Origin of the sequence: Streptomyces sp. NPDC058291, from assembly GCF_042880855.1 — a bacterium.
Lineage (GTDB): Bacteria > Actinomycetota > Actinomycetes > Streptomycetales > Streptomycetaceae > Streptomyces.
The window spans coordinates 1-26,807 of the sequence record NZ_JBHVYK010000060.1; the positions used below are offsets into that span (position 1 = coordinate 1).

Genomic DNA, 26,807 nt, shown 5'->3' on the forward strand with positions numbered 1-26,807 from the left:
AAACCCCGCCCTCCTCGACAAGATCGCCGAGATCGAGCAGGCAATTGACCGGCTCATCCTCACCGAGCCCGAGGGCTGACGCGCGCCGCGGCTGCCCCGACCGCCGCAAGACCAGCTGGTGGTGACAGGCCGGCTGCCCGATCCGCAGGTCCCGCACCTGTGGTGAGGGGAACCGCGCCAGCGTTTCCACCACCAACCCGAGAGGACGCCCCATGTTCGGACGTAAGAGCAACCCCGAGGCGCCGGCTGGCCGCGAGGTCGTGGCCCGCCGGCTTCAGCAGGCCGGCCTGACCGTGGCCGGCGAGCGCGGCGGCCGTGCCGCGAACCGGGTATCGGAGGCGCTCGGCTGCGGCCGCATCGACCTCTGCAACGACCCGAACTGCCTGGACTGCGCCCCCGCCAGCTGACCGGCTGCCCGATCCGCCCGTCTCGCACGGGCGGTGAGGGGAACCGCTCAGCGTTCCGCCACCTATCGAGAGGAACCGATCATGAGCTGGGGTAAGTCGATCGACCGCGTGGACGACGCACACGAGGCATACGTCAAGGCCTGCCAGACGCACGGCGCCGACTCGCCTCAGGCGCAGGCCGCCGACCAGAAGGCCGACGCCGAAGAAGCCCGCCACATCCGCGAGCACTACAAGCCCGGCTTCCGCCACTGACCCGAGACGGCTACCGCGTCCACCCACCCGTTGACCCGGCCAGCCGCCTCTACAGCAACCGACGCTGACCGGCTGCCTGCGGGCCCCGTCTCGAACGGGGCCCGTGGAGAACTGGCGCAGCACCACCCCACCGTCCCGTCTCGACCCCCGAAGAGGTCGCCATGATCCGCAAGCTTCGTTGGCCGCTGCTGGCCGTCGCCCTCGTCGTGATCGGCGTGTGGCCGGCCGCGGCGACCCCCATCGCGCTCGCTGCTGCCGGTGCCGCCACCGTCATCGCCGTGATCCCCGGCCCCGCGCTGCTCCTGCTCGCGGCCATCGCCTGGCTCAAGCACCGGCCCGCCCCCGCGAGGGCCGCCTGATGGCCACCTGGCGCAACGAGCAGACCGGCGGCTCCGGCCGCCCCGACGACCACCGCGGCCCCGGAAACGACCGCGGCTTCCAGGCCAGCGCCCCCGGCGACCACCACTGGAGCGGCCGCACCACCACCCCGGACGGCAGCCGCCAAGGCATCGACACCCGCATGTACCGACGCGCCCACGTCACCGCCAGCTAGACCGAGAGGACACCGAACAGTCATGAGCACCTTCGAGTACACGATCAGCTTCATCGCCGTCGTCATCAGCGTGATCATCGCCGTCCTGACGCCCTTTGTGATCGCTCGCACGAGGGCACCTCGCGCCCGGTCGCGCTTCGACCGGCACTCCTGGTAACCCCCCACCCCCGCCAGCGCTTCCGAAAGGACACCGATCACCGTGACCGCCACCTCCGTCGAGAGGGTCAACGGCACGCCGCTGCCCGCGGAGCCCCGGTTCGAGTACGACCCGGTCGCACACGCCGAGGCGGAGGCGATCCGAACCCGCGCCGAAGCCGAGCGCGAGGCCCTGCTCGTCGCCGCGCAGGCCAAGGCCGAAGCCGAGAAGATCCGGGCCGCCGAGGAGGCGGAGAAGCAGCGGATCGCCAACGAGCGGGCTGCGATGCGCCTGGAGAAGGAGCGCGCCGACCACGTCGCGCACCTCGCGAAGAAGGAAGCCGAGGCTGCCAAGGCCCACGCCGAACGCGAGAAGGCCGAGCAGGCCGCCGAGGACCAGGCCGCCGACGAAGCGGCTCGCGCCGCCGAACAGCAGCGCGCGGAGCGCTGGTGGAAGTGGGGTGCCCGCGGCATCTATGCCGTCGGCCTGATCATCGCCGCGCCGGTGCAGTTCATGCACTTCTGGGACCCGCACCGAAAGTTCCTCATCGCCGCACCGGCACTGCTCGAAGGCTTCGCCCTCGTCCTCGCGTTCGGCGCCGCCTGGGCAGTCGCCCACCGGCGCGACGTCCGCCCCTACCGCATCGGCATCATGACCGGCGCAGCGATCGCCGCCGGCATCAACCTGTACGGCGGCGTCACCGACAGGGCGATCGGCCTCAACGCCGGACTCATCGGCGCCATCGCCTCCCTCGGCGGACCGATCGTCCTCATGGCCTACGAGCACGGCATCGCCCAGAAGGTCGACGGGATCCCGTCCGCCCGCGAGCGCCGGGCGGCCAGCCGCGCCAAGGCCGAGGCGGACGCAGCCCGGGAGAAGGCGCGCACCGAGAAGCAGGCCGCCGACGCGAGGGCCGCAGCGGAGAAGGCGGCCCGCGATAGGGCGGCCGAGGAGGAGCAGCAGCGCCGCGACGCCGACCGCAAGCAGCACCACCCCGAGGTGTGGGCCGTCGCCGAAGCGCTCCGCTCCGCCCGCGGCTCGCAGTACGTCACCGAGCAGATCTGGGCCGAAGCCTGGCACCGGGTGACGGGCTGCAAGACCGTCGGGATCACGCTGGAGATGGAGGCCGCCTCCCGCGCCCAGCAGGCCCGCGTGAAGACCGCCACCGAGATGCCCATAGAGGGATCGTTCTCGCTGGTCGATTCCCATCGACCCGCGCGCGCCCCGCGCGACCCGGATGCCCCCGACGGGCGCCGCAACAACGGCGGCACTCCGCCCCGTCGCACGTCCGGCGACAGTCAGCCGCCCAGCCCCATCGCCCGCACCCAGGCGCGCCTTGAGCGCACCACCGAGAAGAAGGACTGAGGACCCGCCATGGCCACCCCGCTCCGTACCGAGCAGACCGTGTCGGTGCCCGTCCAGCCGACCGCGACCGCGCCCATGGACGCGGCCGTCGACAAGCGGCCCGCCACCCCCCAGCGGCAACTGCCCGCCTGGATCCACTCCAAGGCCACGCTCGCCCGCCGTACCGCCCGCGCGGTCGGCCACCACCCGACGGTCGTCTGGATCGGATGGTCGGCCCGCGGCTGGTGGCACATCGCCCGCATCGAGCACGACAAGATGGTCGGCGACTACCCGCAGATGATCCGCACCGCCCGTGCGCAGATGAAGGCCGCCAACGGTGACATGGGCAAGGAGGCAGGCGCCGAGGCCGTCATCCAGCGGCGCACCCAGCAGCTCAAGGAGCGCCGCAAGCGCTACCTCATCACCCGCGGTATCGCCGCCGCCCCCATCGCGGCCGCCGGTGCCTACAGCTTCGCCGGGCTCGGCGTGTGGGTGAGCGCCCTGTACGCGATGGCCGCCGTCACCGTCGGCGTGTGGCGAGGCCGGCCCGTGGGCGTGGACCCCGGACGGATCGACAACCTGCCCGCCGACGGCGACCCCTTCCCGATCGCTGACGCCCGCAACCGCACCGAAGCCGCCGAAGCCGTCCGCCGCGCGCTCGCCTCGGAGGGCATCGCGGTCAAGTCGGTGGAGGCCGACCGCAGACATGCCTGGGGGTGGGAGGTCACCGTGCACCTGGCGAAGGGGAAGCCCGCCGACATCGTCACGAAGGCGCCCGACCTGGAGACGCCGCTCGACCTGCCGGAGAACGGGCTGCTGTGCCAGCCGGTCCGCAAGTCGCGCGGGCGGGTGGTGCTGCGGCTCGTGCAGTCCGACCCGTTCGCGAACATGCCGGGCGCGCCGGAGCGGAAGGCGAACGGCTACCGGATGCGGGACAAGCAGACCATCGCCTACCGGATGGACGGGCAGACCTTCGACGTGTCCCTGCTTGGCGTGCACGTCATCGTCATCGCCTCGTCCGGAGGCGGCAAGTCCGTGATTATGCGGACCCTCGCCGACACGCAGACCGCCTGCTCCGATGTCCTCGTCGGCGACCTCGACCCCGGCGGCAACGGTCTCGCCCCGCTTGCCGAGGCGCTCGGCGTGCGGGAGGTCGGCATCGACGCCATGGGGCAGATCGAGGCCATTCTGGAACAGGCCCTGAAGATCGCCAAGGGGCGACCGGGCCTGTTCACGAAGCTCGGCATGAAGGAGAACTGGGAGCCCAGTCCGGAGCGGCCGGCGATCGTCCTCTTCATCGACGAGTATCCGCAGCTGTCCGACCGCGCTAAAGAGCTCGCCGTGAAGATCCTCCAGGTCGGCCGCAAGTCCCGCGTGCAGCTGGTCCTGGCCGCGCAGGAGGCGACGAAGGACTCCATCGGCAAGGCCATTGCCGACTCCATCGCGCTGCGGATCGTCGGTCCGTGCAGGCACCAGGACGTCATCCAGGTGTTCGGCGCGGGAGCGATCTCCGAGGGTTGGCGGCCCGACCGGCTCGACCCCGCCGAAGGCGACGCCGAGGGCGACGACCTGCGCGACGCCTCGCAGGCCTACATCCGCGGTGCCGGATCCCGGGAGCCGCTCAAGCACAAGTTCCTGTTCCTCGACGGGAAGGAAGGCGGTCGCCGGGCCCGCGAGCGGGCGGCCGCCGGCCGACCGTCCGTCGACGCCGAGTCGCTGGCTGCGGCCGGACTCGACCACTTCGGCGCCAGCGAAGCCGACCGGCTCCGCACCGACCTGCCGAAGATCGTGATGATGGTGCGGGGAGCTTTCGCCGCCGCCGACGACCCGAACTTCCTCTCCACGCTCACGATCTGGGAGTACCTCGCCGCGCACGACGCCGACGCCTGGGCGCTCGACCTCTTCGGGAACGACGAGATCAAGGCGCGGCGCGCGGCCGCACAGAAGGTGTCCGCCGAACTGAAGCGGGCCGTCGACGCCCTAGACCTGGACATCGACATGTCGACCGTCCAGGTCACCGGCGGGGCCCGCGGCTACCACCTCGACACGATCAGGCAGATCACCGGAGAAGCGGCCGCCGAAGCCGCCTGAGAGGTCGTGATGGGGTCGTGACGCCGCAGGTCAGGGTCGTGACGCCAGTCGTTATGGGCCGTGATTCGCAGCCCCGAGGTGGTGACCGCGTCACGACCCATCACGACCCCCATCACGGCCCTGACCTGCACCGTAACGACCCATCACGACCAGCGTCACGACCCGGAATGAGAGGGAGATCCCGAAATGGCCATCGAGTTGAAGATCGCGTCCATGACCATCAACGGGCACCCCCACACCTGCCCCGAGTGCTCCACCGCCGCCTTCACCCTCGACGGCCGCGGCCTCTTCGACGCCTTCCCCGCCTGGGGAGCCTGCTCCAACTACCACAGCTGGGAACACCCCCTTCTCACCGTCGGCGACCTCAAGCAGATCCAGGCCGCCCGCACCGGACGCGAACGCGCCGAGGACGAGGACACGTTCGCCGTCGAGATCGGCGGCGCAGTCCTCGCCGGGACCCTCCAGCCCGAACTCACCGCCGACGACATTCGCCAAGCCGTGAAGCGCGTGTACTGGCAGAAGCTCCTCAAGCCCGCCCTGCGCCGCCGCAAGCGGGCCGCGATCCGCGCCGTGAAGCGCCCCGCCAAGAACGCGGTCGCCGCAGCCAAGGCCGCAGCGCTCACCGCCGCCTGGGACCTCCAAGCCGGCGGCCACCAGCTGGACCCCGACCACACCCCCGAACCGATCAACCCGTGCCCCGCCTGCGACGGCAAGGGCCGCTTCAAGCTCGACAGCCACTTGCACGACACCACGACCGTCCGCTGCACCGTGTGCTCCGGCACCGGCGAAATCGACTAGGAGACCCCCGACCATGCACCAGCTGCCCGAGCCGCCCGCCGCCCCCGCGGCCGGGCAGACCCCCGACCTCTCCGACGCCGTGCTGCAGGCCGCCGTCGACCACGTCATCGAGGAAGCCAAGCGCCGCGACACCGCCCCCAAGGTCGTCATCGGCACCACGCCGCCCGTCCCGCAGCCGGGCCGGCCGCCGATGAGTCAGCAGGCGACCGACGTCAGCGCCCTCATGCTGTCCGGCAGCGTCCTCACCGCCACCCTCGGCGGATCCGCCACCGCCATCCTGTGGGCGTCCGGCCACGCCGACCCGGCCGTCGTCGCCGTGGTGTTCGGCGCGCCCGCCTTCCTCGCCCTCGCCATCGCACGCCTACTGAAGCGGGCCAAAGACGCGGCGCCGCCCGACGTGCACCACCACTACAACGGGCCCGTCACCCACCAGACCACCCACAGCCGCACCACCGGCGTGTGGGCCAAGACCGACAACCGGCAGTAGGAGAACCCGATGGAGCGCTACCACTCCCTGTACTGGATGTACACGATCCTCGCCCCGCTCATCCTGGGCGTGATCGCCCTCGTGCTGATCCTGCTCCCCGGAGACCCCAGCACCGCGGGCATGCTCATGGCGCTGGCCGTATACCTGTTGATCGCCGTCGTCGGCGGAGCGATCGTGACCCGGCGCATCGACCGCTGAGCCACACCGACAACCGGCAGCAGGGCGAGCCGCGTTGTCGGTGGCGATTGAGACCATCAAACAGAACCGACCCGAAGGAGACTGGCGTGCCAGGCGGACGACCCCTGATACCGCAGCACGAGCAGCGGCACCGCGCCGTACAAGGGCCATGGACGAGGTACCTCAAGTACTTCGACCCTGGCGATCCCGCCAAGCTCCCCATCCTCTACGCCTTCCGCGACCTCGAACTCGTCGGGGTGCCGGTCACGGCCGAGACGGCAGAGATCGCGGTCAAGCTCGGCCGGCTTCAGCACGAGAGGAACATGCAGCAGCGCGCAGAGCGGGAGCAGCAGCTGGAGGACGATCGGGCCGCCAACGCGGCCAGCGTCGCCTTCCAGAAGCTCCTCGAAGATCAGCCTGACGGAGTCGTCTACTACATTCGCCGCGGCAATCTCATCAAGATCGGCACGACTCGAGCCTTCGTCAACCGCATGCGCAGTCTGATGCCCGACGAGGTGCTCGCCATCGAACCGGGCAGCTACAGCCTGGAGAACCAGCGGCACCAGCAGTTCGAGGAGACCCGATTCGGGCGAGACCGCCGCGGGACCCGAAACGAGTACTTCCACCCCTCGCCCCGGCTGATCGATCACATCCGAAGTCTGCGGGCCCAACACGGCACCCCGGACCAGGGCATGCTCACGATCACAGACGGCCGGGCCTTGCTGAACGAGCAGGAAGCGTGAAGTAGTTGACAAAGGGATCGGAGCGAAGCGATCCTGTGCTCGCATAGAACTTCTGTCGCAGGGGCCACCTACGGGTGGCCCTTCGTCATTTCCGAGGAGGTGTCCATGCCTCCAGCGCTTGTCTCCGCGGCCGACGCCGCCTATTACGCAGGTCGCCCGGTCGGCACCATCTGGCGATGGGCGAGCGAAGGGCGCATCGGCCGCTACGGCAGCGGCAAGAGCGTGCGCTACAACGTCTTCGAGCTGAACAAGGCCCACCGTGACGAGTACACCGGTGAGCTGCTCGAACCCGGCAAGCCGCCGCAACTGCCCGCCGAGGCCCGCGCCGCCTGATCGTCCCGCCGTCCCTGCCACCCCGTCGCGGACGGCGGGACTGCAGTCTCCGCGAGCGGCACCCGCAGTACCACAGCCGACGCGAGCCTACGGCCACAGCGGACCTGACCGCACAAGGGCAGGTAACCCGCGTCCGCAGGGGCCGCACTGAATGCGGCAGCGGCGCTCACCGCCACAGGCGTCACAGTGCTTGGCGGTAGTGCAGGTCTGGCCGCCCTGGTGACGCTCACGGCCAGCGGCACGATCCTGTCCAACCATGACGATGTCGACGTCACCGTCGGCACGCCTTACGGTCCTTGGGTGGCGGGGCAGCCGCACGCAGGGGTAAGCGCCGTGCAGGCGCCCAGCTTGGGTAATTGGGAGGTGAGAGCGCCATGTTGATCCCTGCTTCCAGCACCGAGTACCTGCACGTCCCAGTCACGGCCCCGGTCGGGGTCGACATCACCGGGACGCCGCCCAAGCTGGCCCTCCTGCCCGTAACCAACCGCAGCAACCCGGAGCCGGGCGACTGGCACACCGGCACCTGGGGCGATGGAGAAGCCCTGCTCCTCGTCGGCCCCGGCGGTGGCGCCCTCACTCTCACCGCAGGCGACTACTGGGTCTACGTGTCCTTCGACCCGCCAGGCAGCGAGAACATCGTCCGCATGTCCGGCTACCTCGGGATCACCTAGCGGCAGTCAGCACAGCGACAGGCCCTTGTTGAGGACCTCGGAGATATCGACCTTCAGTCCGTAGCCCAGGTCCTTGTCCTCAGCCCAGATCGGGGAGATATCCGGATACCCGGCACCCTTCGCCGTTCCGTTCACCGCGTATCGCGGACCTCCCGCAGGCTCGAACGTCACAGCCCCAGCCTCACACTTCAGCAAGCCGGCACCCACTGTGAACGGCCACTCCGAGAACCGTGCTGCCGTGACCGGAAGCCCGCCTCCGTCAGCAGCCCTCGATCCTGTCGCGCGCGCCGGTCCGGGATCACCATCGTTCGTATTGGTGCTACCACCTGACCCAACCGATGAGCAGGACGCGAACGCCACCAGTATGACCAGCAGGAACACGCCCGCACTGATCCACTCACCACGGCTGTACTGACGTCTCTCAGTCATCCGATCCCCCTCGCAGTCAAGACCGTCACGTTACGGGCAGGAGGGTGATCACGATGGCCAGACGTGGAAGCTACCGGGTGTGCACCGTGCCTGGATGCCCGGAGTACACGACCGAGGGCCGCTGCCCCGAGCACCGGCGTGAGGCAGAGCAGCGGCGCGGCAGCGCAAGGCAGCGCGGCTACGGCAAGCAGCACGAGACGCGCTTCCGTCCTGCAGTCCTGGCCCGGGATCCGCGGTGCGTGTGCGCCGACGAGAGCCACGGCCACGGTGAACGCTGCGGCAAGCCGAGCGTCCATGCCGACCACTGGCCGCTCAGCCGGCGCGAGCTCGTCGACCGTGGCCTCGACCCCGACGACCCGAGGCACGGCCGCGGCCTGTGCGGCCCATGCCACAGCAGCAGCACCGCACGGGAGCAGCCAGGAGGATGGAACCGATGACCACAGCGAAGCCCAAGGCCGACGCAGTGGAGGCCACAGTAGAGCCGGCGACTGTCGAGGGGGCCGAGAGCCCGGTGCCGAAGTGTGGTGCCCCGCACTTCCTGCCGGCCCTCGCTCACGTGCGCTGCCAGCGAGACGCGCAGGACCCCGACCGCGCGCCGGGCGCTTCGGATCACCAGCATCGCCACCAGGACGGCGACACCCTGTACCAGTGGTGATCGCTTGGCCGGCGCCGGCCGCCTCACGGTGATTGTCACCGAGCGTGACGATCATGGTGGGGGGACCCCCTGATCCAAGATCCACGGGGGACCGCCGGGGAGGTGGCTCCTAGGTCTGCCGGGTTCAGAGGCTAGGTGATCATGCTCCGCCGTCACGCAAGGTGACGGCGCTTTCGCCGCGCAACGCGGCCAGTTGGAGTGATCGATATGCCGAAGGGTGGAGCACGCACCAGGTCCGGGCCGGCCCCCGACCCGACCGCGCTGCGGCGCGAGCGAGACGCCGGCGAGTGGACGATCCTGCCTGCCGAGGGCCGCGAAGGCGCAATGCCGGACTGGCCGTTCGAGGATGAAAGCGTCCGTGAAGCCGTGCTATGGGCCACGATGTGGGCAAAGCCCCAGGCTCTGATGTGGGAACGCTACGGCCAGGAACTGGAAGTGGCGCTGTACGTCCGTCGTCTCGCAGAGGCAGAGAAGCCGGAATCGGCAGTCGTTTTGTCGACGCTGGTCCGGCAGATGGCCGACTCGCTTGGCCTGACGACGCCTGGGATGCGTGGCAACCGGTGGCGCATCGACCGGCCCAGTGAGGGAGACGAGATGGCGACCGGCCCGAGCGCGTGCCCGAACGCGACACCGGCCTCGGCCCGTGCCCGCTTGCGCGCGGTGGCTGGAGGCGGCGCCTGATGGCCCGGCGACGAAAGGCAGCGGAGACGCGTGCAGTCTTGGTCAAGCCGGGCGACATTCTGCTGATCGGCAACGTGGGCGAGAGGGATCCGAATTCGCTGCGAGGATTGAACGTCCTCTGGGGGGAGCTCGGCATCCGGGTGGCCGTCTTCGAGAGCGACATCGACATAGACGCGGTGGCCGGTGGTAGCGGCTGACGACGGAACCTGGCCGCTCGACTTTCCGACATTGTTCGTCGTGCCCGACTGGATCACTCGGCACTGCAAGTTGCAGTCGGTGGGCGGACTGGACCCGGAGCCTCAGCCGTTCGAGATGTATGACTGGCAGCTTCGCATCACGGCGAACTTCTATCGGATCAGGCCGACGGCCGAGCCGGGCCAGCTGGCGACCGCGTTCCACTATCGACGGGCGCAGGCCGTGGCTCCCCAGAAGTCCGGCAAGGGCCCGTGGGCGGCGTCGATTGTCGCCGCCGAGGCTGTCGGACCGGTCCTGTTTGCCGGGTGGGCAAGCGGCGGAGAGAGGTACCGGTGTTCGGATCACCGATGCGGCTGCGGTTGGGTGTACGAGTATGAGCCGGGCGAGCCGATGGGCAGGCCCTGGAACAAGCCGCTGATTCAAATCACCGCGACTTCTGAGGACCAGACTGACAACACGTACAGACCGCTCCAGGAGATGATCCGTAACGGTCCGCTGGCCGAGGTCATGCGGGTGGGCGAGCAGTTCATCCGCCTGCCGAACGACGGCCGCATCGACGTCGTCACGTCCTCGGCTCAGTCCAGGCTGGGCAACCCGATCACGTTCGCACCGCAGGACGAGACCGGGATCTGGACCGACGGAAACGGCATGACCAAGGTCGCCACAACCCAGCGCCGCGGCCTGGCTGGCATGTCGGGCCGTTCGCTGGAGCAGACGAACGCCTGGGACCCCACAGAGAACTCCGTCGCCCAGAAGACGGCAGAGACCAAGGTCAAGGACGTCTACCGGTACCACCGGCTGCCGCCCAAGGATCTGGACTACGCCAAGAAGCCCGAGCGACGGAAGATCCACGCCTCGGTGTATCAGGGCAGCCGCCATATCGACCTCGACTCCATCGAGGGCGAGGCCTCGGAGTTGATGGAGAAGGAGCCGGCGGAGGCGGAGCGCTTCTACGGCAACCGGATCACGGCCGGTATGGGCACCTGGCTGCAGCAGGACCGCTGGGACGCCCGCATCGCCCTGGAGGACGTGCCGGACGGTACGGCCCTCGCGCTCGGTTTCGACGGCTCCGACGTCGACGACTGGACCGGTATTCGCGCCGAGACCCTGGACGGCTACCAGTTCACCCCGACCTACGGCCCAGACCGCAGGCAGTGCATCTGGGACCCGGAAGAGTGGGGCGGGCAGGTGCCGCGGCTGGAGGTCGACGCTGCGGTGGACGAGCTCATGGGCCGCTTCAACGTGGTCCGCATGTACGGTGACCCGCCGTACTGGACCAGCGAGATGGCGGCCTGGCAGGCCCGATACGGCGAGAAGCGCGTTACGGAGTGGCAGACGTACCGCGTCGCGCAGATGCATGCGGCCTGCGAGCAGCTGCTCACGGACGTCACGAAGAAGGACACGACCTTCCGTCATGACGGCTGCGAGACGACGTCCATCCACATCCGGAACACCCGCAAGGCGGCACGGCCGGCGAAGCGATACGTCCTGCGTAAGGCGACGCACGTCCAGAAGATCGACCTCGCTGTGGTCTCGGTCCTGGCCCACGAAGCTGCCTGCGACGCCATCGCCGCCGGCGAGGCCCGGACCAAGAAGCGCCGTGCGCGCGGATTCTGACGAGATGGGGGTCCGGATGCTTCAGTCGCCAGCCCAGTCCCCCGAGTGGTGGCGGGACCGCTTGTACGACGCACTGTGCAAGCGGTCGGAGGAGACGAAGGTCTTCGACGACTACTACGAGTGCGAGCACCCGCTGCCGCACCTGCACGAAAAGGCCCGGGCCCCTTTCCGGCGATTGCTGAAGATGTCGCGGGCGAACTACATGGAACTCGTCGTCGACGCCTTGGTGGGGCGGCTGGAAGTGGCCGGCTTCCAGTCGGACGTCGACGGGGACGCGGACCAGGCGGCGTGGGCGCTGTGGCAGGACAACAACTTGGACGGCGGCTCGTCGCTGGCGTTCCTGGAGGCCGCGATCCGCGGCAACGCCTACATGCTGGTGTCACCGGACAAGGTGCGCGGCTTCCGTATCACCCCGGAACACCCGACGCAGGTCATCACGGAGGGCAAGCCGGGGGAGCCCGGCGAGATGGCTGCGGCGCTGAAGTTGTGGGTGGACGACTGGACGGCCAAGCTGTGCTGCACCGTGTACCTCCCCGACCGGATCTACAAGTTCGAGGCGCCCGAACCCAAGTACGGAGAGAGGACCCAGAAGCCGAATTGGGTGCGCCGCGAGGTGGCTGGTGAAGAGTGGGGCGGCAAGAACGTCCTCGGCGAGGTCCCGTTCGGCGAGCTGGCGAACAGGCCCCGCATGCTGAAGCCGGGCGCCTCCGAGCTGCGGTCGGTGACCGGCATCCAGGACCGCATCAACAAGACGATCGCCGACCGGATGATGACCCAGGAGGGAGCGGCGTTCCCCGCGAAGTGGGCGACCGGCCTGGAGATCCCTGTCGACGAGAACGGCCAGGAGATCGAGCCGTTCGACGTCGCCGTGAACAAGATCCTGATCGCGGAGGAGGCGGGGGCCAAGTTCGGCCAGTTCGCCGCGGCTGATCTGACCGGCTACCTGAGGGCCAAAGAGGCTGACGTCCACGACATCGCCGCGATCACGTCGACGCCGCCGCACTACCTGCTCGGCTCGATGGTGAACCTCAGCGCCGAGGCGCTGAAGGCGGCCGAGGCGGGTCTCATCCACAAGATTTATCAGCGTCGCCGCTTCCTCGAAGAGGGGCTGGAGCGCACGATGCGCCTTGCTGGGTTCGCCTCCTCGCAGGCCCGCATCGTCTGGAAATCCCCAGAGTGGCGGACCGAGGGCGAGCTCGTGGACGCGCTGGTGAAGATGGGCACGCTCGGCGTTCCGCGCGAGGTGCTGTGGGAGCGCTGGGGCGCTACTCCGCAGGAGATCGAACGCTGGCGTCAGCTCAACGAGGACAGCCTCGATCGGGCGATGGCCGGGGATCTCGCCGCGGAGTACGGGCCGAAGCCGACCGAGGCGGCGCCTGGGCCCGTCGGGGAGTGACGCATGGCGCTGACCGGTCGCCAGATCGCATTGCGGCACTACCGCAAGCAGGCGCGCGTGGCCCGCCTGACCGCCAACCAGGTCCAGCGGCTGTGGAGCCTGCTGGACGCCTCGGATCTGAGCGGATCGTGGGATGCCCGGATCGGCCCGCGCATAGTCCAGGCCGTGACGGCCGGGCAGCTGCGGTCGGCGGCGATGGCAGACGACTACGTCGACGCCGTGGTGGACGCAGAGGGGGCAAATCCGCTTCGTGCCGGACGGGTGCGACCCTCGGCGTTCGCCGGGCTGGCTGCGGACGGGCGGGCTTTGGACTCGCTGCTGTACCTGTCGGTGATCACGACCAAGCAGGGCATCGCGGGGGGTATGGCCACGGAGGACGCCCTGACGCGAGGACTCAGGCAGGCGTTGACGCTGTCCAGTTCGGAGGTCACGCAGGCTGGCCGCGGAGCCGTGGGCGCCTCGATGGCCGGCAAGCGCACCATTCAGGGGTACGTGCGGGTGGTGCAGCCGCCCGCATGCAGCCGCTGCATCATCCTGGCGGGCAAGGAGTTCGGCTGGAACAGCGGATTTCAGCGACATCCGAAGTGCGACTGCATCCACCTGCCCACAACCCTCATTGCCCGCAACCAGCATCGCGGTCGGGTCGGCGGCGACAGCTTCACGCCCACGACCAGGCCGGGAACCGGCCCTCAGGGGTTCATCGACCCGCAGGCCTACTTCAGCAGGCTTTCTCGCGCCGAGCAGGACCGCGTCTTCACCGCGGCCGGCGCGAGGGCGATCCGCGAGGGCGCCGACATGAGCCAGGTCGTCAACGCCCGCCGCGGCATGTACACCACCACGACATACGGGCGCAGAGTGCGAGCCACCCGAGAAGGGGCCACGACGCGCGGCTTCTTCTACCGGCAAGAACGCAGCCGGGACATCGCGCGGGGCCGCGTGCCGGCCGACATCGGCCGCTCCTATCGGCTCACCAGCCCCCGCCTGCTGCCCGAGGAAATCTTCGAGCTCGCCGAGAGTCGAGACGAGGCGATCGCCATGCTGCGGCGCTTCGGCTACCTGACCTGACCGCGCGCAAGGCCCGGTCATTGATCCCGCAACGGGAGTGTTCCGCATGTCCGAAACCGCAACCGAATCCACCGCACCCGAGGGCGGACAGCCCTCCGAACCGGGCGGCCCCGCCACCCCAGCCGTCGACGCCCCGCTCGGCCCCGCCGGCGAGAAGGCGCTCGCCGAGTGGAAGCAGCGCGCGAAGGACGCCGAAAGGGCGAGCCGAACGCAGGCCGCTCGGCTGCAGGAGATCGAAGACCGCGACAAGTCCGAGGTCCAGAAGGCCAGCGAGCGGGCCACTGCGGCCGAGCAGCGCGCCGCCGCAATGGCGCAGCGCGCGGCCAAGGCCGAAGTCCGGGCCCTTGCCGCGTCGACGTTCGCCGATCCGTCGGATGCCGCCGCCTTCCTCGACCTGGCCGACTTCGTCGACGACGTGGGCGACATCGACAGCAAGGGCATCGAGAAGGCCCTCGCCGATCTGCTCAAGCGCAAGCCGCACCTCGGCAAGGAGCAGCCCGCTGCGCCTTCCTTCGACGGTGGCGCGCGCACGACCGCGGGCGCACCAACCGACATGAACGCCCTGATCCGCAGCAAGGCGGGCCTCGGCTGATCCATCCCCGGCAGGGCGAGGTCCGGCCGGCTGACCAGGAATGAGGAGGCCGGACCATGGCCTACACCAACGTGACCTCACGGACGGACGCTTCGGCGCTCATCCCCGAAGAGGTCTCCAAGGAGATGCTCGGCAAGGCGCTCGAGCAGTCCGCCACCCTGAGCCTGTTCCGCAGGGTGCCGGTGGGGCGTGCGCAGGTCCGGTTCCCGGTCCTGTCGGCCCTTCCGACCGCGTACTTCGTGTCCGGCGACACCGGTCTGAAGCAGACCACTGAGGTGAACTGGACGAACAAGTACCTGAACATCGAGGAGATCGCGGCGATCATGCCGGTCCCGGACAACGTCCTGGCCGACGTGGACGCCAATGTCTGGGACGAGGCCATGCCCCTCCTGACGGAGGCGTTCGGTCGCACCCTCGACGCCGCGGTGTTCTTCGGCACCAATGCGCCGTCCTCGTGGCCGACGAACATCGCCTCTGCGGCGACCGCCGCCGGCAACAACGTCACCGCCAACTCTGCGGCAACCGCCGGCGCCTTCTACGGCGACATCGACAACGCCTACGGCCTGGTCGAGGCCGACGGCTACGAGGTCACCGGCTTTGTCGGCGCGACCTCGGTGAAGTCGAAGCTGCGCAAGGCCCGCGACAGCCAGGGCCGCAAGCTCGACGAGACCCGCGTGGCGGGCAACCTGTCGTCCATCGACGGCATGCCCATCGTCTACCCGATGCGCGGCCTGTTCGGCACCACCACCGGCAGCCCGACGCTCTTCATGGGGGACTGGAGCCAGTTCGTCATAGGAGTCCGCCAGGACATCACGATGAAGATCCTCACCGAGGCCGTCATCCAGGACAACACGGGCGCGATCGTCTACAACCTGGCCCAGCAGGACATGACCGCCATCCGCCTCACCTTCCGGATCGGCTGGCAGGTCGCGAACACCATCAACAACGACCAGTCGGTCGAGGCCAACCGCTACCCGGTCGCCCGCATCGACCTGCCGTAACCCGACTCGCCCACAAGGAGATCATCATGGCGGACACCGCACCCCTTCAGCGGGTCCTGGAACAGGACGTGGCTCCTGTTGCCACGGCCGGCAACGACCTGGACAGCGTCGTTTCGCAGGCTCCCTTCGACTGCACCGTCACCAAGGTCGAGTTCGTGCCGGCCGCCGCGATTACCGGCGCCAACACGAACACTCGTTCCGTGACCCTCTTCAACAAGGGCCAGGGCGGGGCCGGCACGACGACGGTCGCCACTCTCCAGTTCGACTCCGGCGTCAATGCGTCCGCGAGCGACGAGAAGGCCATCACCCTGTCCGGCACGCCCGCGAACCTCGTCCTCGCAGCGGGGGACACGCTGCTGTGGCGGTCCCTGCACGTCGGCACCGGCATCACCGACCCGGGCGGCCTCGTCCGGGTCACCGTCACCCGGAACTGAGGAGCAGACCCATGGCAGAGCGCAAGTCCCAGCCGCCGCAGGACGCGGCGCAGAAAGAAGTGCAGAAGGCCGTCGACGAGGCCGAGGACAAGGGGTACCTCGGCGTCGAGGTCGATCCCACGCCTGACTCGCACTACACCGTGGCCGGCGTCCTGGAGGGCAAGCCGACTCCGGAGACCGACCCGGAGCATGCCCGCGAGGTCCGGCAGAAGCTCGACGACTCCGCGCGCCAGAGCTGACGGGGGAGGTCGCCGTGGCTCTTCCCCCGTTCGCTACGGCGGCCGAGCTGTCCGCGCAGATGCAGACGCCAGTCGACGCCGCGGCGGCCGATCTCGCACTGGCGTCTGCGTCTGCGGCGATCCGTCGGTGGACGCGCCAGACCATCAGTCGCGTCGCCGACGACGTCGTGTCCCTGCGAGTGGTCGACCCCTGCGCCCTGGTCCTGCCGCAGCGCCCCGTCGTCTCGGTGTCCCAGGTGCTGGTCAATAGCGTGACCCTGGTCGACTGGGTGCTTTCGGGGGAGCGGCTGCTGCGAACGGGCGGCTGGCATCATCTGCCGGGCACAAGCAGCTACCCCGATCCCGGCCTGGTGCAGGTGACCTACACCCACGGCTGGGAGGAGATCCCGGACGACGTGCGGGCTGTATGCCTGGACCTGGCTTCATCGACGCTCGCCAACCCGGCGATGCTCCGACAGGAGTCGATTGACGACTACAGCCGCACCTTCGCCTCGGAGACTCTGGGAACGGGGACTTTGTCGGCGACGCACAAGGAGATGCTCGCTGACTACCGGCGCCGCATCGGCACGGTAGGCCTGCGATGAGCAGCCTGGACACGCTGCTCGCCGCAGGCCGCAGAGCCGCCGAGGACCGCATGAGAGACACGGTCCGGCTGTACGCGCAGGCGGCAGACGGCTTCGACCGGACGACTGGCACCACGGTGCCGGGCGCGCAGACGGATCTCTACGCCGGCAAGGCGAGGGTGAAGGCCATCGCGGCGTCGACCGGCCAAGAAGCCGAGGCCGCGGAGCGGGAGATCGTGCTCCGCGAGTACGAAGTGCAACTGCCCTGGGCGACGCCGCTGCCAGAGGGGGCCCGGGTGCTGCCCGGGATGCGCATCGAGGTGGTCTCGTCACCGGACGCCCGCATGAGCGGGCTTGTCCTGTGGGTGACCGGTGCCGTGTTCTCGGACCAGACGACGGCCTGGCGGATCCGAACGGAGGATCGATCATGAGTGTGCGCTTCGACATGCGCGATGTCCGCCGTCTTGAGCGGCACCTGGCGCGCAGCGTCCCCCGTATCCGGCGAGACGCGCGCGCGGTGGTGAGGCGGGGCGCGGTCAACGTCAAGAAGGACTGGCGGGCCAACGCCCGCCAGACCGCCGGCAAGCACGGCCGCCTCTACCCCGGGTCCGTCGGCTTCGACTTGGCCGCTTACGGCCCGGACATCTTTGCTGCCACCATCGGCCCGAACAAGGCGGGCCCGCAAGGCGCACTGGGAAACCTCCTGGAGTACGGATCGGTGAAAAACCCTCCGCACAATGACGGCGGGCGCGCCCTGGCGTCGGAGCTGCCGCGATTCACCGCGCAGCTGGAGATCCTGGCCACGCGCGGTCTGGCCTGGTGGTGAGCGGATGCCGACGCCAGCAGCCCCGCAGATTCTGCCGCATGTGGACGCGGTACAGGCGGCGCTCGAGGCGGCCAGCCTCGTCGTCTATCTCGGCGGGACACCGACGTCGGCCGGGTGGTCGCCGCCGGACAAGTTCTGTGTTCTCTACCCGGACCCGGGAGAGGCCGTCCGTGAGTCCTTGGCCGACGCTCGGACCGACTTCACGACCACCTTTCAGGTGACGTGCGTCGGCGCTTCGATGGAGCGGGCTCTGTGGGTCGCGGACAAGGTCCGGCAGGCGCTCTCGGTGCAGCTTGCCGTGCAGGGGCGCGCCTCGTGGCGGCCGGAGGATCTCGGCGGTCCTCCGGTGCAGCGCGATGACGACGTCAATCCGCCTCTGTGGTTCGTGCCGGTGCAGTACCGGATCATGTCCATCCCTGCTTGATCGGAGACATTCCAATGGCGCTTCTCGCCCAGCAGGTCATTGCCCGAAGCGGCCTGACCCCGACCTACTCAGCTGCCGCCGCGTCTACCACCGTTACGTGTGGTGACCGCAGCTTCCTGCACGTCAAGAACACCAACGGTTCCAGCATGACCGTCACGGTCACGTGCACGGCCCTGGTCGACGGGCAGCAGGCCGCCGACCTCGTTGTCACGGTCCCTGCAACGACGGGCGACAAGATGATCGGGCCGATCACGAACAAGCTCTTCGCGTCCGCCGCTGACGGCGTGAGCGCGTCGATCACCTACTCGTCGACGACGAACGTCACGGTCGCCAGCCTCACCATCTGACGCACGCTCCAGTCCTGCCCGCCCCGTCGCGCGGGGCTTTTTTCATGCCCTGAGGAGGGTTCATGTCTGACCTGATCAGCGACGGAATGACCAAGGTGGTCTGGGCGTCGTCCATCTCGAACATCAACGCGCCGACCACGACCGAGCTGAACGCGGGCCAGGATTTCACGACCCGTGTCACCCCGGACGGCCTGAAGATCGACCCGTCAACGGCGGACGTCGACACGTCCTCGCTGGCGTCGACGTTCGACACGAAGACCGTCGGCCGTGTCGGCTACGACGCCGAGGTCACGTTCAAGCGCGGCACCACCGGCGGTGAGGATCTGCCGTACACGACGCTGAAGTACGGCGTGTCCGGCTACCTGGTTGTCCGCCGCGGCGTGGCTTACGGGACGGCGTGGGCGTCCTCGCAGAAGTGCGAGGTCTACCCGATCACCTGCGGCGAGCCGCAGAACAGCAGCCCGGCCGCCAATGAGGTGATGAAGTTCGTGTCCCCGATGAAGGTCACGGGCCCGCCCGCGACGGCCGCGACGGTGGCCTGATGCCCAGCATCCAGGACATCCTCCAGCAGGCGAAGCCCCGGGAGCGCACCGTCCAGGTGTGCATCCGGGGGGACCTGGCCAGCGAAGTCGAGCGACTCACGGACGAGCTGTCGAAGGTGTCGCAGGACTGGCAGCCGGAGAGCATCGCTGACGAGCACCCGGGTCGCAGGATCGCCGTCGAACTGCAGAAGGCCCGCGCCTCGGCCCGGGCCGCAGAGCAGCCGTTCGTGCTGCGCTACATCGGTGACCGCGCCTACCACGACCTGCTTGCCGCGCATCCGTCGGACAAAGACAACGAACTCTTCGACGACCACACATTCCCCAAGGCGCTGATCGCCGCATCGTGCGTAGACCCGCAGATGACCCCGGAGCAGGCGGACGAGCTCTTCGAGGTCATCAACCAGGGGGAGCAGAAAAAGCTGTTCGACGCCGCCTGGGAGGTCCACAACGGCGTCGGCGCCTCCCCTTTCTCGCTGGCCGCCTCCGCGCTCCTGGCGGGCCTTGGCGGCGACAAGTAGAAGCCGCCCGGGCGTGGGGCGTACCCCGCAGCGTCTTCATGGGTCGCATCGTCAGGGCGGGCGAGCCGCTGTGGCTGCCGGAAGATCGGGCCTGGGCGCTGGCTCTGCTGGAGGTCGAGGCCGACTGCTGCCCGGAGTGCCGACAGCCCTGGGGTGAGGCCACCGACCGGGACAACGAGTTTGCCTACAGGGTCGAGTTGATCCGCTGTCACGCGTGCACGGCATCCGCCAAGGCGGTGCGCGCCTACCAGGGCAAGGGCGGTTCCTCTGAGGGGCTCCACGTCCACATCGAGCGCACCAGGGGGTGACCTGTGGCGACTCGCACCGTCAATGTCCGCCTGGTCGCGGACGTCAGCAACTACACGCGTTCGATGCGGACGGCGGCCCGCAGTACGTCACAGATGGCCAACGCTGGCGCGATCGTCGGCACCGCGCTGGTGGCCGGGTTTGCTGTCGCCGCGGCTTCGGCGGCGAAGTTCGACAAGGCACTGTCGAACGTCAGGGCAGTGTCGGGGGCGAGCCGCCAGGAAATGGGGCAGCTGCGCGCGGCCGCACTGGAGGCGGGCCGGACGACGTCTTTCACCGCCACCCAAGCCGCTGACGCCGAGGCGGAACTGGCGCGTGCCGGCGTCTCGGTCGCGAACATCACCGGCGGCGCCCTGAAGGGCGCTCTGGCGTTGGCCGCGTCTGGGCAGGTCGACCTGACCGAGGCGGCCGTCGTCTCAGCACAGGCCATGAACACCTTCGGCCTGGCGGGCAAGGACGTCACCCACATCGCCGACCTGCTCGCGGCAGGCGCGAACAAGAGCGCGGCGGACGTCCACGGCCTGGCCATGTCGCTGCGCATGGGCGGCCTGCTCGCCCACCAGACCGGCCTGTCCATCGAGGACACGGTGGGCACGCTGGCTGCTTTCGCTGACCACGCCCTGATCGGCTCGGACGCCGGCACCTCGCTGAAGGTCATGCTGCAGCGGCTCGTGCCTCAGTCCAAAGAGGCCAAGGGCATGATGGACAAGATCGGCTTCTCTGCCTACGACGCCAACGGCAAGTTCGTGGGGCTCACGGAGATGGCCGGTCGCATGAAGACCAGCTTTAGCAAGCTCACGCCGGAGGCCCGCAACGCGGCCATGGCGACGATCTTCGGCGCAGACGCCGTGCGCTCCGCGACGATCCTCTATGAGCTCGGCTCCGACGGCATCGCCAAGTACGTCAACTCCGTCAACGACCAGGGTGCCGCCCAACGGATGGCCGCCGTCCAGACCGACAACCTGATCGGCGACTTCGAGCGGCTGCGCGGCGCGCTGGAGGTCGCTCTCATCGAGGGAGGGTCGGCCGCCAACGGGTCGCTGCGGACCATGACCCAGTGGATCACCCGGCTGATCAACGCCTACAGCAGCCTGTCTCCCGAGATGCAGCACGCCGTGACGCTCTTCATGGGCTTCGGCGGGGCCGCGTCCCTCGCTGCTGCCGGCGTGCTGCTCCTGCTGCCCCGCATCGCAGCGACCCGGGCCGCTCTGGTCTCCATGGGCCTGACGGCCGCCCGCACGCGGATCATCCTGGGCACGCTCGGGAAGGTCGGCGCGGTGGTGGCCGGCATGGAGCTGCTCTCCTACGCCTCGCAACAGGTTCGCGACCAGTTCAAGGACTCCCCGCCGTCGGTGTCCAAGATGGCTTCGTCGCTGGTCGATCTGGGCAAGAACGGCAAGGTCAGCGGCGAGGCCCTGGACAAGCTGGGCGGTCACCTGGACGGGTTCGGCGAGGCCGTGAAACGGGTGGCGCACCCTGATTGGGAGGCCCGCACCACCGACGTCGTCAACAGCCTCACCCTCGGCCTGACCAAGGGCATGATGGAATCCCAGATCCCGCTGGACGAGGCACACGACAAGATCACGGCGGTCGACGAGGCGCTGGCACAGCTGGCCCAGTCCGGGAACGCGCAGCTCGCTTCGGACGCGTTCAACCGGCTGGCCGGCGCGGCGGCCGCCGATGGCACCAGCAAGGAGAAGTTGCTCACGCTGATGCCCGAGTACACCGACGCCCTGGCGCAGGTGGACGTCCAGAGCAAGACGTCGGCGGTGTCCCAGGAGGCGCTGGCCAAGCAACTCGGGGTGACCGCCGACGAGCTGCAGGACCAGCGCAGCGAGGCTGAGAAGCTGGTCGACGCCCTGAAGGCCCTCAACGGGGTGAACATCAGCACGGCGGAGAAAGAGATCGGCTTTCGGCAGTCGCTCGCCGACTTGACCGAGGCGGTCAAGGACAACGGGCACTCCCTGGACGTGACCTCAGAGAAGGGCCGCAAGGTCAAATCGGCGTTCCTCGAGGCTGCGCAGGCCGCCATGGACCACGCCCAGGCGGTGGCCGAGCAGCAGCAGTCGCAGCAGGCCGGGCAGGCTGTCCTGGAGAAGGACATCAGCCTGCTGCGCCAGCAGATGCGGGCGGCGGGCTTCTCCAAGGACGCCATCGACAAGCTGGTCGGGGCCTACCTCCAGCTGCCCGTGTCGGTCACCACCGCCGTCAAGGCGGAAACGGGGAAGGCCGTCGCCGATCTGCAGGGAGTGCAGAAGCAGCTGCGGAGCACCAAGAGCCGGACCGTCACGGTCAGCGCACTGACGTCGACGGCCGAGAAGAACCTGATCAACCTGGGGTTCAAGGTCACCCACATGAAGAACGGGAAGGTGTCCGTCACCATCCCGACCGGCCCGCCGATCGGCGCCGTGAACTCCATCCAGGGCGCGATCAACAACATGTCCGGGAAAACCATCGGGATCGGCGTGCTCCGGACCGAGTACCTGACGACGGTGAGGAGGCCTCCCGTCACCAGCCCGACGAGTCCGTATGGGTTCGGGACCCCGCAGGCGAACGGCAGCGTGCTCTCGTTCTACGCCAACGGCGGCATGCGCGAGAACCACGTCGCGCAGATCGCTCGCAAGGGCTCATGGCGGGTGTGGGCGGAGGACGAGGCAGGAGACGAGGCCTACATTCCCCTGGCCCCTGGCAAGCGGCCGCGTTCACGGCAGATCGCCGCCGAGACGGTGAAGCGGCTCGGCGGTCAGGTGCAGTGGTTCGCCGGCGGCGGCTTGCCCGGCTTCACCTACGCACCGACCGGGTCCCCGGTCCTGGGCGGCCCGTCGGACGCCAAGAAGCGGTACGACGACCTGGTGGGCCGCCTCGCGGACGCGTGGAAGGAGTACCGGCAGGCGATCGCCGAGCGCGACAAGGTCCTCAAGGACAAGAAGTCAACGAAGGCGGAGCGGGCCGCCGCCCGCAAGGCGGTCGCGCAGGAATACGCGACCGTCAAGGGCCTCGACGCCGCTCTAGGCCTCAAGGCCGGCACGGCCGCGCCGAAAACGTTCAACCTGGCCTCGTACCAGAAGCAGCTGGTCAACTCGCTGAAGGCGACGCAGGCATGGCGGGCAAGCCTGACACAGATCGGCCGACGGGGCGGCGAGGAGGTCCGCGCCCTCCTGGAGGGGATGGGCGAGGACGGCTACGCCCTCGTCAACACCCTGGCCCGGGCGAACGATAAGCAGTTCCGGGACATCACCGCCCGCCTGAAGGCGACCGGCGAACTCGCAAAGGCAACCCTGGCCGACTTCACCAAGCAGCTCGGGGCGAGCACGAAGGAGTCGCAGGCCTTCTCCAAGGACCTGCAGACGCTCGCCTCGCGCGGCTTCGGCAACCTCGCCCAGGCCCTCGCCGCGCAAGGCGACTCTGCTGCCATGTCACTCGCCCACGAGGCAGTCGGCAACAGCAAGAGCGCCGCCGCCGCGGACAAGGCCGTCACGACCGCCCAGAGCGCCCTGAGTGGTGAAGACCTGGCCAACGCGGTGACCCTGCTGTCGACGCTGCGCGGCGGGCCCGGGCGCGGCTTCGCAGACCTCATCGCGGCGGGCCTGGACGTGGCCACCATCCGCGACCTGGTCCCGAAGATGACGGCGCAGATCAAGGCGCTGCCGGAGCTGAACCGGGCGACGTTCGTCCGGCAGTGGGTGCAGCAGGGCGGCAAGGCGATGGCGCTCGGCGGGATCCTCAACCGACCGAGCATGGTCCTCGGCGGCGAGGCCGGCGTGCCAGAGGCGTGGATCCCGCTGAACCAGTCCGGGCGCTCGCGGACGCTGCTGGCCAGGTCGGCGGCCGCCATGGGCTACCAGCTGGTACCCGCCGGCCGGTACAGCAGCAGCGACGCGCACACGGCCGCGGTGGCCCGCGAGGTGACGCGGCAGATCACCGTGAACCTGTACGGAGCCAAGCAGTCCACGGCCGAGCAGGCGCACGACGTCGCCCGCTACATGTCGTTCGTGGGCTGAGGAAGGGGCTTCAATGCCGTACACGCCGGGCATCTCCCTAGGCGGCCTCAGCGCCACGCTCGGCAGTGTGGCGCTGGGCACCGTCGACGCCAGCGGCGTCGCCTGGGTCCTGCAGACGCTGGAGGGCTGGGACAGCCCGGACGTGCGGGCGGAGTTCACGGATCGCGAGGGCGACCACGGGGCGTGGGCCTCGCCGGTCTACCTCGGTTCGCGCCCGATCACGCTGGCCGGAACGATCGTGGCTCCCTCGCAAGCCCTGCTTGAGGCGGCTATGGAGCAGCTGCGCGCGGCAGCCGGACTGACGGACACCCAGCTGACGGTGTGGGAGACCCTCCCGAAGCAGTGCACAGTGAGGCGGAGCGGCAAAGTGCTGCTCCAGTACGTCACCGACGTTACGGCGAGCTACTCGGTGATGGTGACGGCGGAGGATCCGCGCCGATACGGCACGACGCAGCAGTCGGGGGTGACCGGTCTACCGGTCACCACCGGCGGCCTCACCTTCCCCGCCGCAGTGCCGTTTGCGTTCTCGGCGTCCGGGGCGACGGGGACGATCGCCGCGGCCAACGCCGGGACCGTGGAGACCCGGCCCGTGCTGACCGTGGCAGGGCCAGTCGTCGCTCCGCTGGTGTCCGCCCTGTACCCGGACGGGACCGTGCGGCAACTGGCTTACTCGCAGACCCTGCAGTCCGGCGAGCAGCTCGTTATCGACACCGACGCGCGGACCGTGCTGCTCAACGGGGTCAGCAGGCGCCGCTTCCTGAGCGTCCCGGCCGGCTGGCCCACCATCCCGGCGGCGAGCACCGTCACCTACCAGTTCCAGTCCGGCACCTACAGCGCAAGCGCCTCGCTGACCGCCACCTGGCGTTCGGCCTGGATGTGAGGAGGCATTCATGCCGGTAGACCCGTGGGCCATCGACGGGCTCTCGCTGAGCGGCCTGGAGGCACGCACTTCCGACGCCGCGCTCATCATGTCCGACGGCACTGCGCTGGGCTCGCGCTCCGGCGTCCGCCCGGGCGACCCGGGCCTGACCGTGTCCCTGGCCGGTTCCACGATCAACGTATCCGCAGGCGTGGCGGTCGTCGCCTACTCCGGTCAAGGCGTCTACCGGGCCGCGTTCCCCTCCGGGGTGTCTCCCGGCACCCTGACGGCCGCGCACGCCACCCTCCCTCGCATCGACCTGGTGTATCTGCGGGTGTGGGACAACTCGGTCGACTCGTCCGGGCTCAACAAGGCCGACATCGTCTACCTGGCTGGTACGGCGGCGGCTTCCCCCGTCGCCCCGACGCCCGCAGGCACCCAGATCTACATGCCGCTGGCCACAGTCAACGTGCCATTCTCCGGCAATGGATCGCCCACGGTTTCGACCGCGGTCCGCCCCACGACCGTGGCCCCAGGCGGAATCCTGCCCTCGACGACCGCCCCCTCCACCCCGTACAACGGCCAGTACTGGGACGACGGGACCAGCTTGCGCCGGTGGAACGGCTCCGCCTGGCGGACGGTGTCGCCGCTCACCCCCCAGATCACTGCCCAGGTCAATCAGCCGCCTACCAGCCCGCTGTCCACCTTCACCGACTTCGTGACCGGCGACTGGCCGGCCGCCACCGTCGTCGTCCCCCCGTCTGGCATGGTCCGGATCACGATCGGCGGCGCGGTCGGCAACACCGACTCCACGACGGCTGCCGCATGGCTGGGCTGGAAAGCGGCCGGGGCTTTCTCGGAGACGACCAGCGAAGCCAACTCGGTGTCCGCGGTCGGCGGCCGCACCTACGCCTCCCGCACCGTCGTGCGCACCGGCCTCACCCCGGGTGCCTCGCTCACCATCACCCCGCAGTGGTGGAGTAACACGGCCGGGGCCGGGCGTCGTATCAGCAACGGCCAACTGATCGTGGAGCCGATGCCCGGATGACTGCCGTCGAACTGGCCTGGTATGGGGTGGATCTCAAGACGGGCGGCATCGTCGAGGACCTCCCGGCCCTGCGGCCGACCGGTGCACTGTCGCGCAAACTGGGCACACACACCACACTCCAGCTCGAACTGGCCCTCACCGGGTCCACGACGGACTGGGAGTCGGCGACGGCGCCTGGCCGCTCGCTGGTCGTCGCCGTCGACATGGCCACCGACCTGCCGGTGTGGGCGGGGGCCGTCCTGCCGCGCGACGGCGGAAGCTCCACCACCCTCCAGATCGGCGCGGCCACCCTCGAGGCCTACCTCGACGCCCGCTACCCCGGCACCCAGACCATGGTCGGTGTCGACCAGGCCACCGTCATCACCAACCTCGTCACCCCAGCCCTCACCGGCGGCCCGCCGATCCTCATCGACGCCGTCGCCACCGGCCAGGTCATGGACTACCTGACCAGCGACGGCGACGACAAAAGCATCCTGTCCTGCTGCCAGGAGGTCATGGGCCTCGAGGACGGCCCTGAGTGGACCATCGACGTCGCCTGGAACGCGAGCCACAACGGCTTTCAGTTCCCGCTGCGGGTCCGCTCCGCCATCGGTGACCAGAGCAGCAACCCGGAGGCCGTGTTCGACTACCCGGGCTGCGTCGCCGAGTACTCCCTCGGCGAGTCCTACGAGCAGGGCAAGGGTGCCACCCGCCTCATCGCCCGCGGTGAAGGGGAAGGGTCATCGCGGCTCACCTCCAGCGCCCACGAGGCGACGGCGCTGATCGCCGCCGGCTGGCCCATCTGGGAGCACCGCTATACACCGTCGACCGGCATCACCGACCCCGACCAGCTTGAGGCGCACGCCGCCCACGACCTGGTCCTGATGGCCCAGGGCGCGCAGGTGTGGACCATCCAGGGCGTCGCCTCCCGCTCCCCGCGACTGGGATCCGTGTGGGGGCTGGGCGACCGCGTCCGCCTGAGCGTGTCCAGCTCGCCCCGGCACCCCACCGGTGCCGACGTGGTGGCCCGCTGCTGGGCCTGGGAGCTGGACCCGGGCGCCGACCGCGTCCGCCCGATTCTCGTCGAGGAGGACTGAC

The 26,807-nt window shown here is 69.4% G+C and carries 37 protein-coding genes; 35 read left to right on the forward strand and 2 right to left on the reverse strand.

Translation table 11 applies throughout. The annotated features are described in order from the left end of the window. On the reverse strand, nucleotides 1–193 hold a 193-nt coding region (locus ACFVYK_RS26240), incomplete at its 3' end, for a hypothetical protein (protein WP_389778223.1). Nucleotides 194–212: 19 nt separating this feature from the next. Between ACFVYK_RS26240 and ACFVYK_RS26245 the strand changes: the two genes are divergently transcribed. From ACFVYK_RS26245 to ACFVYK_RS26305, 13 genes are all read left to right on the forward strand, one after another. Continuing rightward, nucleotides 213–407 carry a hypothetical protein gene (locus tag ACFVYK_RS26245; RefSeq protein WP_389778225.1) on the forward strand — a complete coding sequence of 65 codons (195 nt, stop codon included), beginning with the start codon at nucleotides 213–215 and terminating at the stop codon, nucleotides 405–407. An 81-nt stretch (nucleotides 408–488) separates the two neighbouring features. Then, a complete protein-coding gene (locus ACFVYK_RS26250; RefSeq protein WP_389778226.1) occupies nucleotides 489–659 on the forward strand; it encodes a hypothetical protein in 171 nt (56 codons plus the stop codon). Between the two features lie 161 nt (nucleotides 660–820). Further along, nucleotides 821–1,018 (forward strand): hypothetical protein, encoded by a 198-nt coding sequence (locus ACFVYK_RS26255; protein ID WP_389778227.1) that lies wholly within the window; start codon nucleotides 821–823, stop codon nucleotides 1,016–1,018. Beyond that, nucleotides 1,018–1,212 carry a hypothetical protein gene (locus tag ACFVYK_RS26260; RefSeq protein ID WP_389778229.1) on the forward strand — a complete coding sequence of 65 codons (195 nt, stop codon included), beginning with the start codon at nucleotides 1,018–1,020 and terminating at the stop codon, nucleotides 1,210–1,212. The genes ACFVYK_RS26255 and ACFVYK_RS26260 overlap by 1 nt, the downstream gene beginning before the upstream one ends. A gap of 22 nt (nucleotides 1,213–1,234) precedes the next feature. Continuing rightward, entirely contained in the window at nucleotides 1,235–1,369 is a 135-nt protein-coding gene (locus ACFVYK_RS26265) for a hypothetical protein (RefSeq protein ID WP_389778230.1), read from the forward strand. Between the two features lie 42 nt (nucleotides 1,370–1,411). Next, the gene (locus tag ACFVYK_RS26270; RefSeq protein WP_389778232.1) at nucleotides 1,412–2,713 is read left to right on the forward strand and encodes a hypothetical protein; all 1,302 of its coding nucleotides are present in this window, start codon (nucleotides 1,412–1,414) and stop codon (nucleotides 2,711–2,713) included. 9 nt (nucleotides 2,714–2,722) lie between these two features. After that, nucleotides 2,723–4,783 carry a hypothetical protein gene (locus tag ACFVYK_RS26275; RefSeq protein ID WP_389778233.1) on the forward strand — a complete coding sequence of 687 codons (2,061 nt, stop codon included), beginning with the start codon at nucleotides 2,723–2,725 and terminating at the stop codon, nucleotides 4,781–4,783. 186 nt (nucleotides 4,784–4,969) lie between these two features. Beyond that, a complete protein-coding gene (locus ACFVYK_RS26280; protein ID WP_389778235.1) occupies nucleotides 4,970–5,581 on the forward strand; it encodes a hypothetical protein in 612 nt (203 codons plus the stop codon). Between the two features lie 13 nt (nucleotides 5,582–5,594). Then, nucleotides 5,595–6,068, forward strand: coding sequence for a hypothetical protein (locus ACFVYK_RS26285; protein ID WP_389778236.1), 474 nt, complete (start codon nucleotides 5,595–5,597; stop codon nucleotides 6,066–6,068). A 9-nt stretch (nucleotides 6,069–6,077) separates the two neighbouring features. Next, a complete protein-coding gene (locus tag ACFVYK_RS26290; RefSeq protein WP_389778237.1) occupies nucleotides 6,078–6,266 on the forward strand; it encodes a hypothetical protein in 189 nt (62 codons plus the stop codon). Between the two features lie 86 nt (nucleotides 6,267–6,352). Next, on the forward strand, nucleotides 6,353–6,988 hold the full coding sequence (locus ACFVYK_RS26295) for a hypothetical protein (protein WP_389778239.1): 636 nt from the start codon (nucleotides 6,353–6,355) through the stop codon (nucleotides 6,986–6,988). A 105-nt stretch (nucleotides 6,989–7,093) separates the two neighbouring features. Beyond that, on the forward strand, nucleotides 7,094–7,321 hold the full coding sequence (locus ACFVYK_RS26300; RefSeq protein ID WP_389778240.1) for a DNA-binding protein: 228 nt from the start codon (nucleotides 7,094–7,096) through the stop codon (nucleotides 7,319–7,321). Between the two features lie 374 nt (nucleotides 7,322–7,695). Continuing rightward, on the forward strand, nucleotides 7,696–7,992 hold the full coding sequence (locus ACFVYK_RS26305; protein ID WP_389778242.1) for a hypothetical protein: 297 nt from the start codon (nucleotides 7,696–7,698) through the stop codon (nucleotides 7,990–7,992). A 6-nt stretch (nucleotides 7,993–7,998) separates the two neighbouring features. On the opposite strand, the gene ACFVYK_RS26310 is transcribed toward ACFVYK_RS26305, so the two are convergent. Then, nucleotides 7,999–8,421, reverse strand: a complete 423-nt coding sequence (locus ACFVYK_RS26310) for a hypothetical protein (RefSeq protein WP_389778243.1) — start codon at nucleotides 8,419–8,421, stop codon at nucleotides 7,999–8,001. Nucleotides 8,422–8,474: 53 nt separating this feature from the next. Between ACFVYK_RS26310 and ACFVYK_RS26315 the strand changes: the two genes are divergently transcribed. The 22 genes from ACFVYK_RS26315 to ACFVYK_RS26420 all read left to right on the forward strand — a co-directional run bounded on the left by ACFVYK_RS26315 (nucleotide 8,475) and on the right by ACFVYK_RS26420 (nucleotide 26,806). Next, the gene (locus ACFVYK_RS26315) at nucleotides 8,475–8,858 is read left to right on the forward strand and encodes a holin (protein ID WP_389778244.1); all 384 of its coding nucleotides are present in this window, start codon (nucleotides 8,475–8,477) and stop codon (nucleotides 8,856–8,858) included. Beyond that, nucleotides 8,855–9,076 carry a hypothetical protein gene (locus ACFVYK_RS26320; protein ID WP_389778245.1) on the forward strand — a complete coding sequence of 74 codons (222 nt, stop codon included), beginning with the start codon at nucleotides 8,855–8,857 and terminating at the stop codon, nucleotides 9,074–9,076. The genes ACFVYK_RS26315 and ACFVYK_RS26320 overlap by 4 nt, the downstream gene beginning before the upstream one ends. A 207-nt stretch (nucleotides 9,077–9,283) precedes the next feature. Beyond that, nucleotides 9,284–9,757 carry a hypothetical protein gene (locus ACFVYK_RS26325; RefSeq protein ID WP_389778246.1) on the forward strand — a complete coding sequence of 158 codons (474 nt, stop codon included), beginning with the start codon at nucleotides 9,284–9,286 and terminating at the stop codon, nucleotides 9,755–9,757. 237 nt (nucleotides 9,758–9,994) lie between these two features. Then, nucleotides 9,995–11,569, forward strand: coding sequence for a hypothetical protein (locus tag ACFVYK_RS26330; RefSeq protein ID WP_389778248.1), 1,575 nt, complete (start codon nucleotides 9,995–9,997; stop codon nucleotides 11,567–11,569). Nucleotides 11,570–11,585: 16 nt separating this feature from the next. Continuing rightward, nucleotides 11,586–12,965 (forward strand): phage portal protein, encoded by a 1,380-nt coding sequence (locus ACFVYK_RS26335; protein WP_389778250.1) that lies wholly within the window; start codon nucleotides 11,586–11,588, stop codon nucleotides 12,963–12,965. A 3-nt stretch (nucleotides 12,966–12,968) separates the two neighbouring features. After that, nucleotides 12,969–14,030, forward strand: a complete 1,062-nt coding sequence (locus ACFVYK_RS26340; protein ID WP_389778251.1) for a hypothetical protein — start codon at nucleotides 12,969–12,971, stop codon at nucleotides 14,028–14,030. 37 nt (nucleotides 14,031–14,067) lie between these two features. Continuing rightward, the gene (locus ACFVYK_RS26345; protein WP_389778252.1) at nucleotides 14,068–14,622 is read left to right on the forward strand and encodes a hypothetical protein; all 555 of its coding nucleotides are present in this window, start codon (nucleotides 14,068–14,070) and stop codon (nucleotides 14,620–14,622) included. Nucleotides 14,623–14,678: 56 nt separating this feature from the next. Then, nucleotides 14,679–15,623: a phage major capsid protein gene (locus ACFVYK_RS26350; RefSeq protein WP_389778254.1), complete on the forward strand. Its 945-nt coding sequence runs from the start codon at nucleotides 14,679–14,681 to the stop codon at nucleotides 15,621–15,623. A gap of 26 nt (nucleotides 15,624–15,649) precedes the next feature. Beyond that, on the forward strand, nucleotides 15,650–16,057 hold the full coding sequence (locus ACFVYK_RS26355; protein WP_389778255.1) for a hypothetical protein: 408 nt from the start codon (nucleotides 15,650–15,652) through the stop codon (nucleotides 16,055–16,057). An 11-nt stretch (nucleotides 16,058–16,068) separates the two neighbouring features. Then, nucleotides 16,069–16,296: a hypothetical protein gene (locus tag ACFVYK_RS26360; RefSeq protein ID WP_389778257.1), complete on the forward strand. Its 228-nt coding sequence runs from the start codon at nucleotides 16,069–16,071 to the stop codon at nucleotides 16,294–16,296. 14 nt (nucleotides 16,297–16,310) lie between these two features. After that, nucleotides 16,311–16,880, forward strand: a complete 570-nt coding sequence (locus ACFVYK_RS26365) for a hypothetical protein (RefSeq protein WP_389778258.1) — start codon at nucleotides 16,311–16,313, stop codon at nucleotides 16,878–16,880. Then, a complete protein-coding gene (locus tag ACFVYK_RS26370) occupies nucleotides 16,877–17,290 on the forward strand; it encodes a DUF6093 family protein (protein WP_389778259.1) in 414 nt (137 codons plus the stop codon). The genes ACFVYK_RS26365 and ACFVYK_RS26370 overlap by 4 nt, the downstream gene beginning before the upstream one ends. Next, the gene (locus ACFVYK_RS26375; RefSeq protein ID WP_389778260.1) at nucleotides 17,287–17,685 is read left to right on the forward strand and encodes a hypothetical protein; all 399 of its coding nucleotides are present in this window, start codon (nucleotides 17,287–17,289) and stop codon (nucleotides 17,683–17,685) included. The genes ACFVYK_RS26370 and ACFVYK_RS26375 overlap by 4 nt, the downstream gene beginning before the upstream one ends. A 40-nt stretch (nucleotides 17,686–17,725) precedes the next feature. Beyond that, a complete protein-coding gene (locus ACFVYK_RS26380; RefSeq protein ID WP_389778262.1) occupies nucleotides 17,726–18,109 on the forward strand; it encodes a hypothetical protein in 384 nt (127 codons plus the stop codon). Nucleotides 18,110–18,123: 14 nt separating this feature from the next. Further along, entirely contained in the window at nucleotides 18,124–18,456 is a 333-nt protein-coding gene (locus ACFVYK_RS26385) for a hypothetical protein (RefSeq protein ID WP_389778263.1), read from the forward strand. Nucleotides 18,457–18,518: 62 nt separating this feature from the next. After that, nucleotides 18,519–18,998 carry a hypothetical protein gene (locus ACFVYK_RS26390; protein ID WP_389778265.1) on the forward strand — a complete coding sequence of 160 codons (480 nt, stop codon included), beginning with the start codon at nucleotides 18,519–18,521 and terminating at the stop codon, nucleotides 18,996–18,998. After that, a complete protein-coding gene (locus ACFVYK_RS26395) occupies nucleotides 18,998–19,516 on the forward strand; it encodes a hypothetical protein (RefSeq protein WP_389778266.1) in 519 nt (172 codons plus the stop codon). The genes ACFVYK_RS26390 and ACFVYK_RS26395 overlap by 1 nt, the downstream gene beginning before the upstream one ends. 38 nt (nucleotides 19,517–19,554) lie before the next feature. Beyond that, nucleotides 19,555–19,824, forward strand: coding sequence for a hypothetical protein (locus ACFVYK_RS26400; RefSeq protein WP_389778268.1), 270 nt, complete (start codon nucleotides 19,555–19,557; stop codon nucleotides 19,822–19,824). A gap of 3 nt (nucleotides 19,825–19,827) precedes the next feature. Next, nucleotides 19,828–23,823 (forward strand): phage tail tape measure protein, encoded by a 3,996-nt coding sequence (locus ACFVYK_RS26405; protein WP_389778269.1) that lies wholly within the window; start codon nucleotides 19,828–19,830, stop codon nucleotides 23,821–23,823. Nucleotides 23,824–23,836: 13 nt separating this feature from the next. Next, entirely contained in the window at nucleotides 23,837–24,703 is an 867-nt protein-coding gene (locus ACFVYK_RS26410; RefSeq protein ID WP_389778270.1) for a phage distal tail protein, read from the forward strand. Between the two features lie 10 nt (nucleotides 24,704–24,713). After that, nucleotides 24,714–25,730 (forward strand): hypothetical protein, encoded by a 1,017-nt coding sequence (locus ACFVYK_RS26415; protein ID WP_389778271.1) that lies wholly within the window; start codon nucleotides 24,714–24,716, stop codon nucleotides 25,728–25,730. Beyond that, a complete protein-coding gene (locus tag ACFVYK_RS26420; protein ID WP_389778273.1) occupies nucleotides 25,727–26,806 on the forward strand; it encodes a hypothetical protein in 1,080 nt (359 codons plus the stop codon). The genes ACFVYK_RS26415 and ACFVYK_RS26420 overlap by 4 nt, the downstream gene beginning before the upstream one ends. The last annotated feature ends 1 nt before the right edge of the window (nucleotide 26,807 follow it).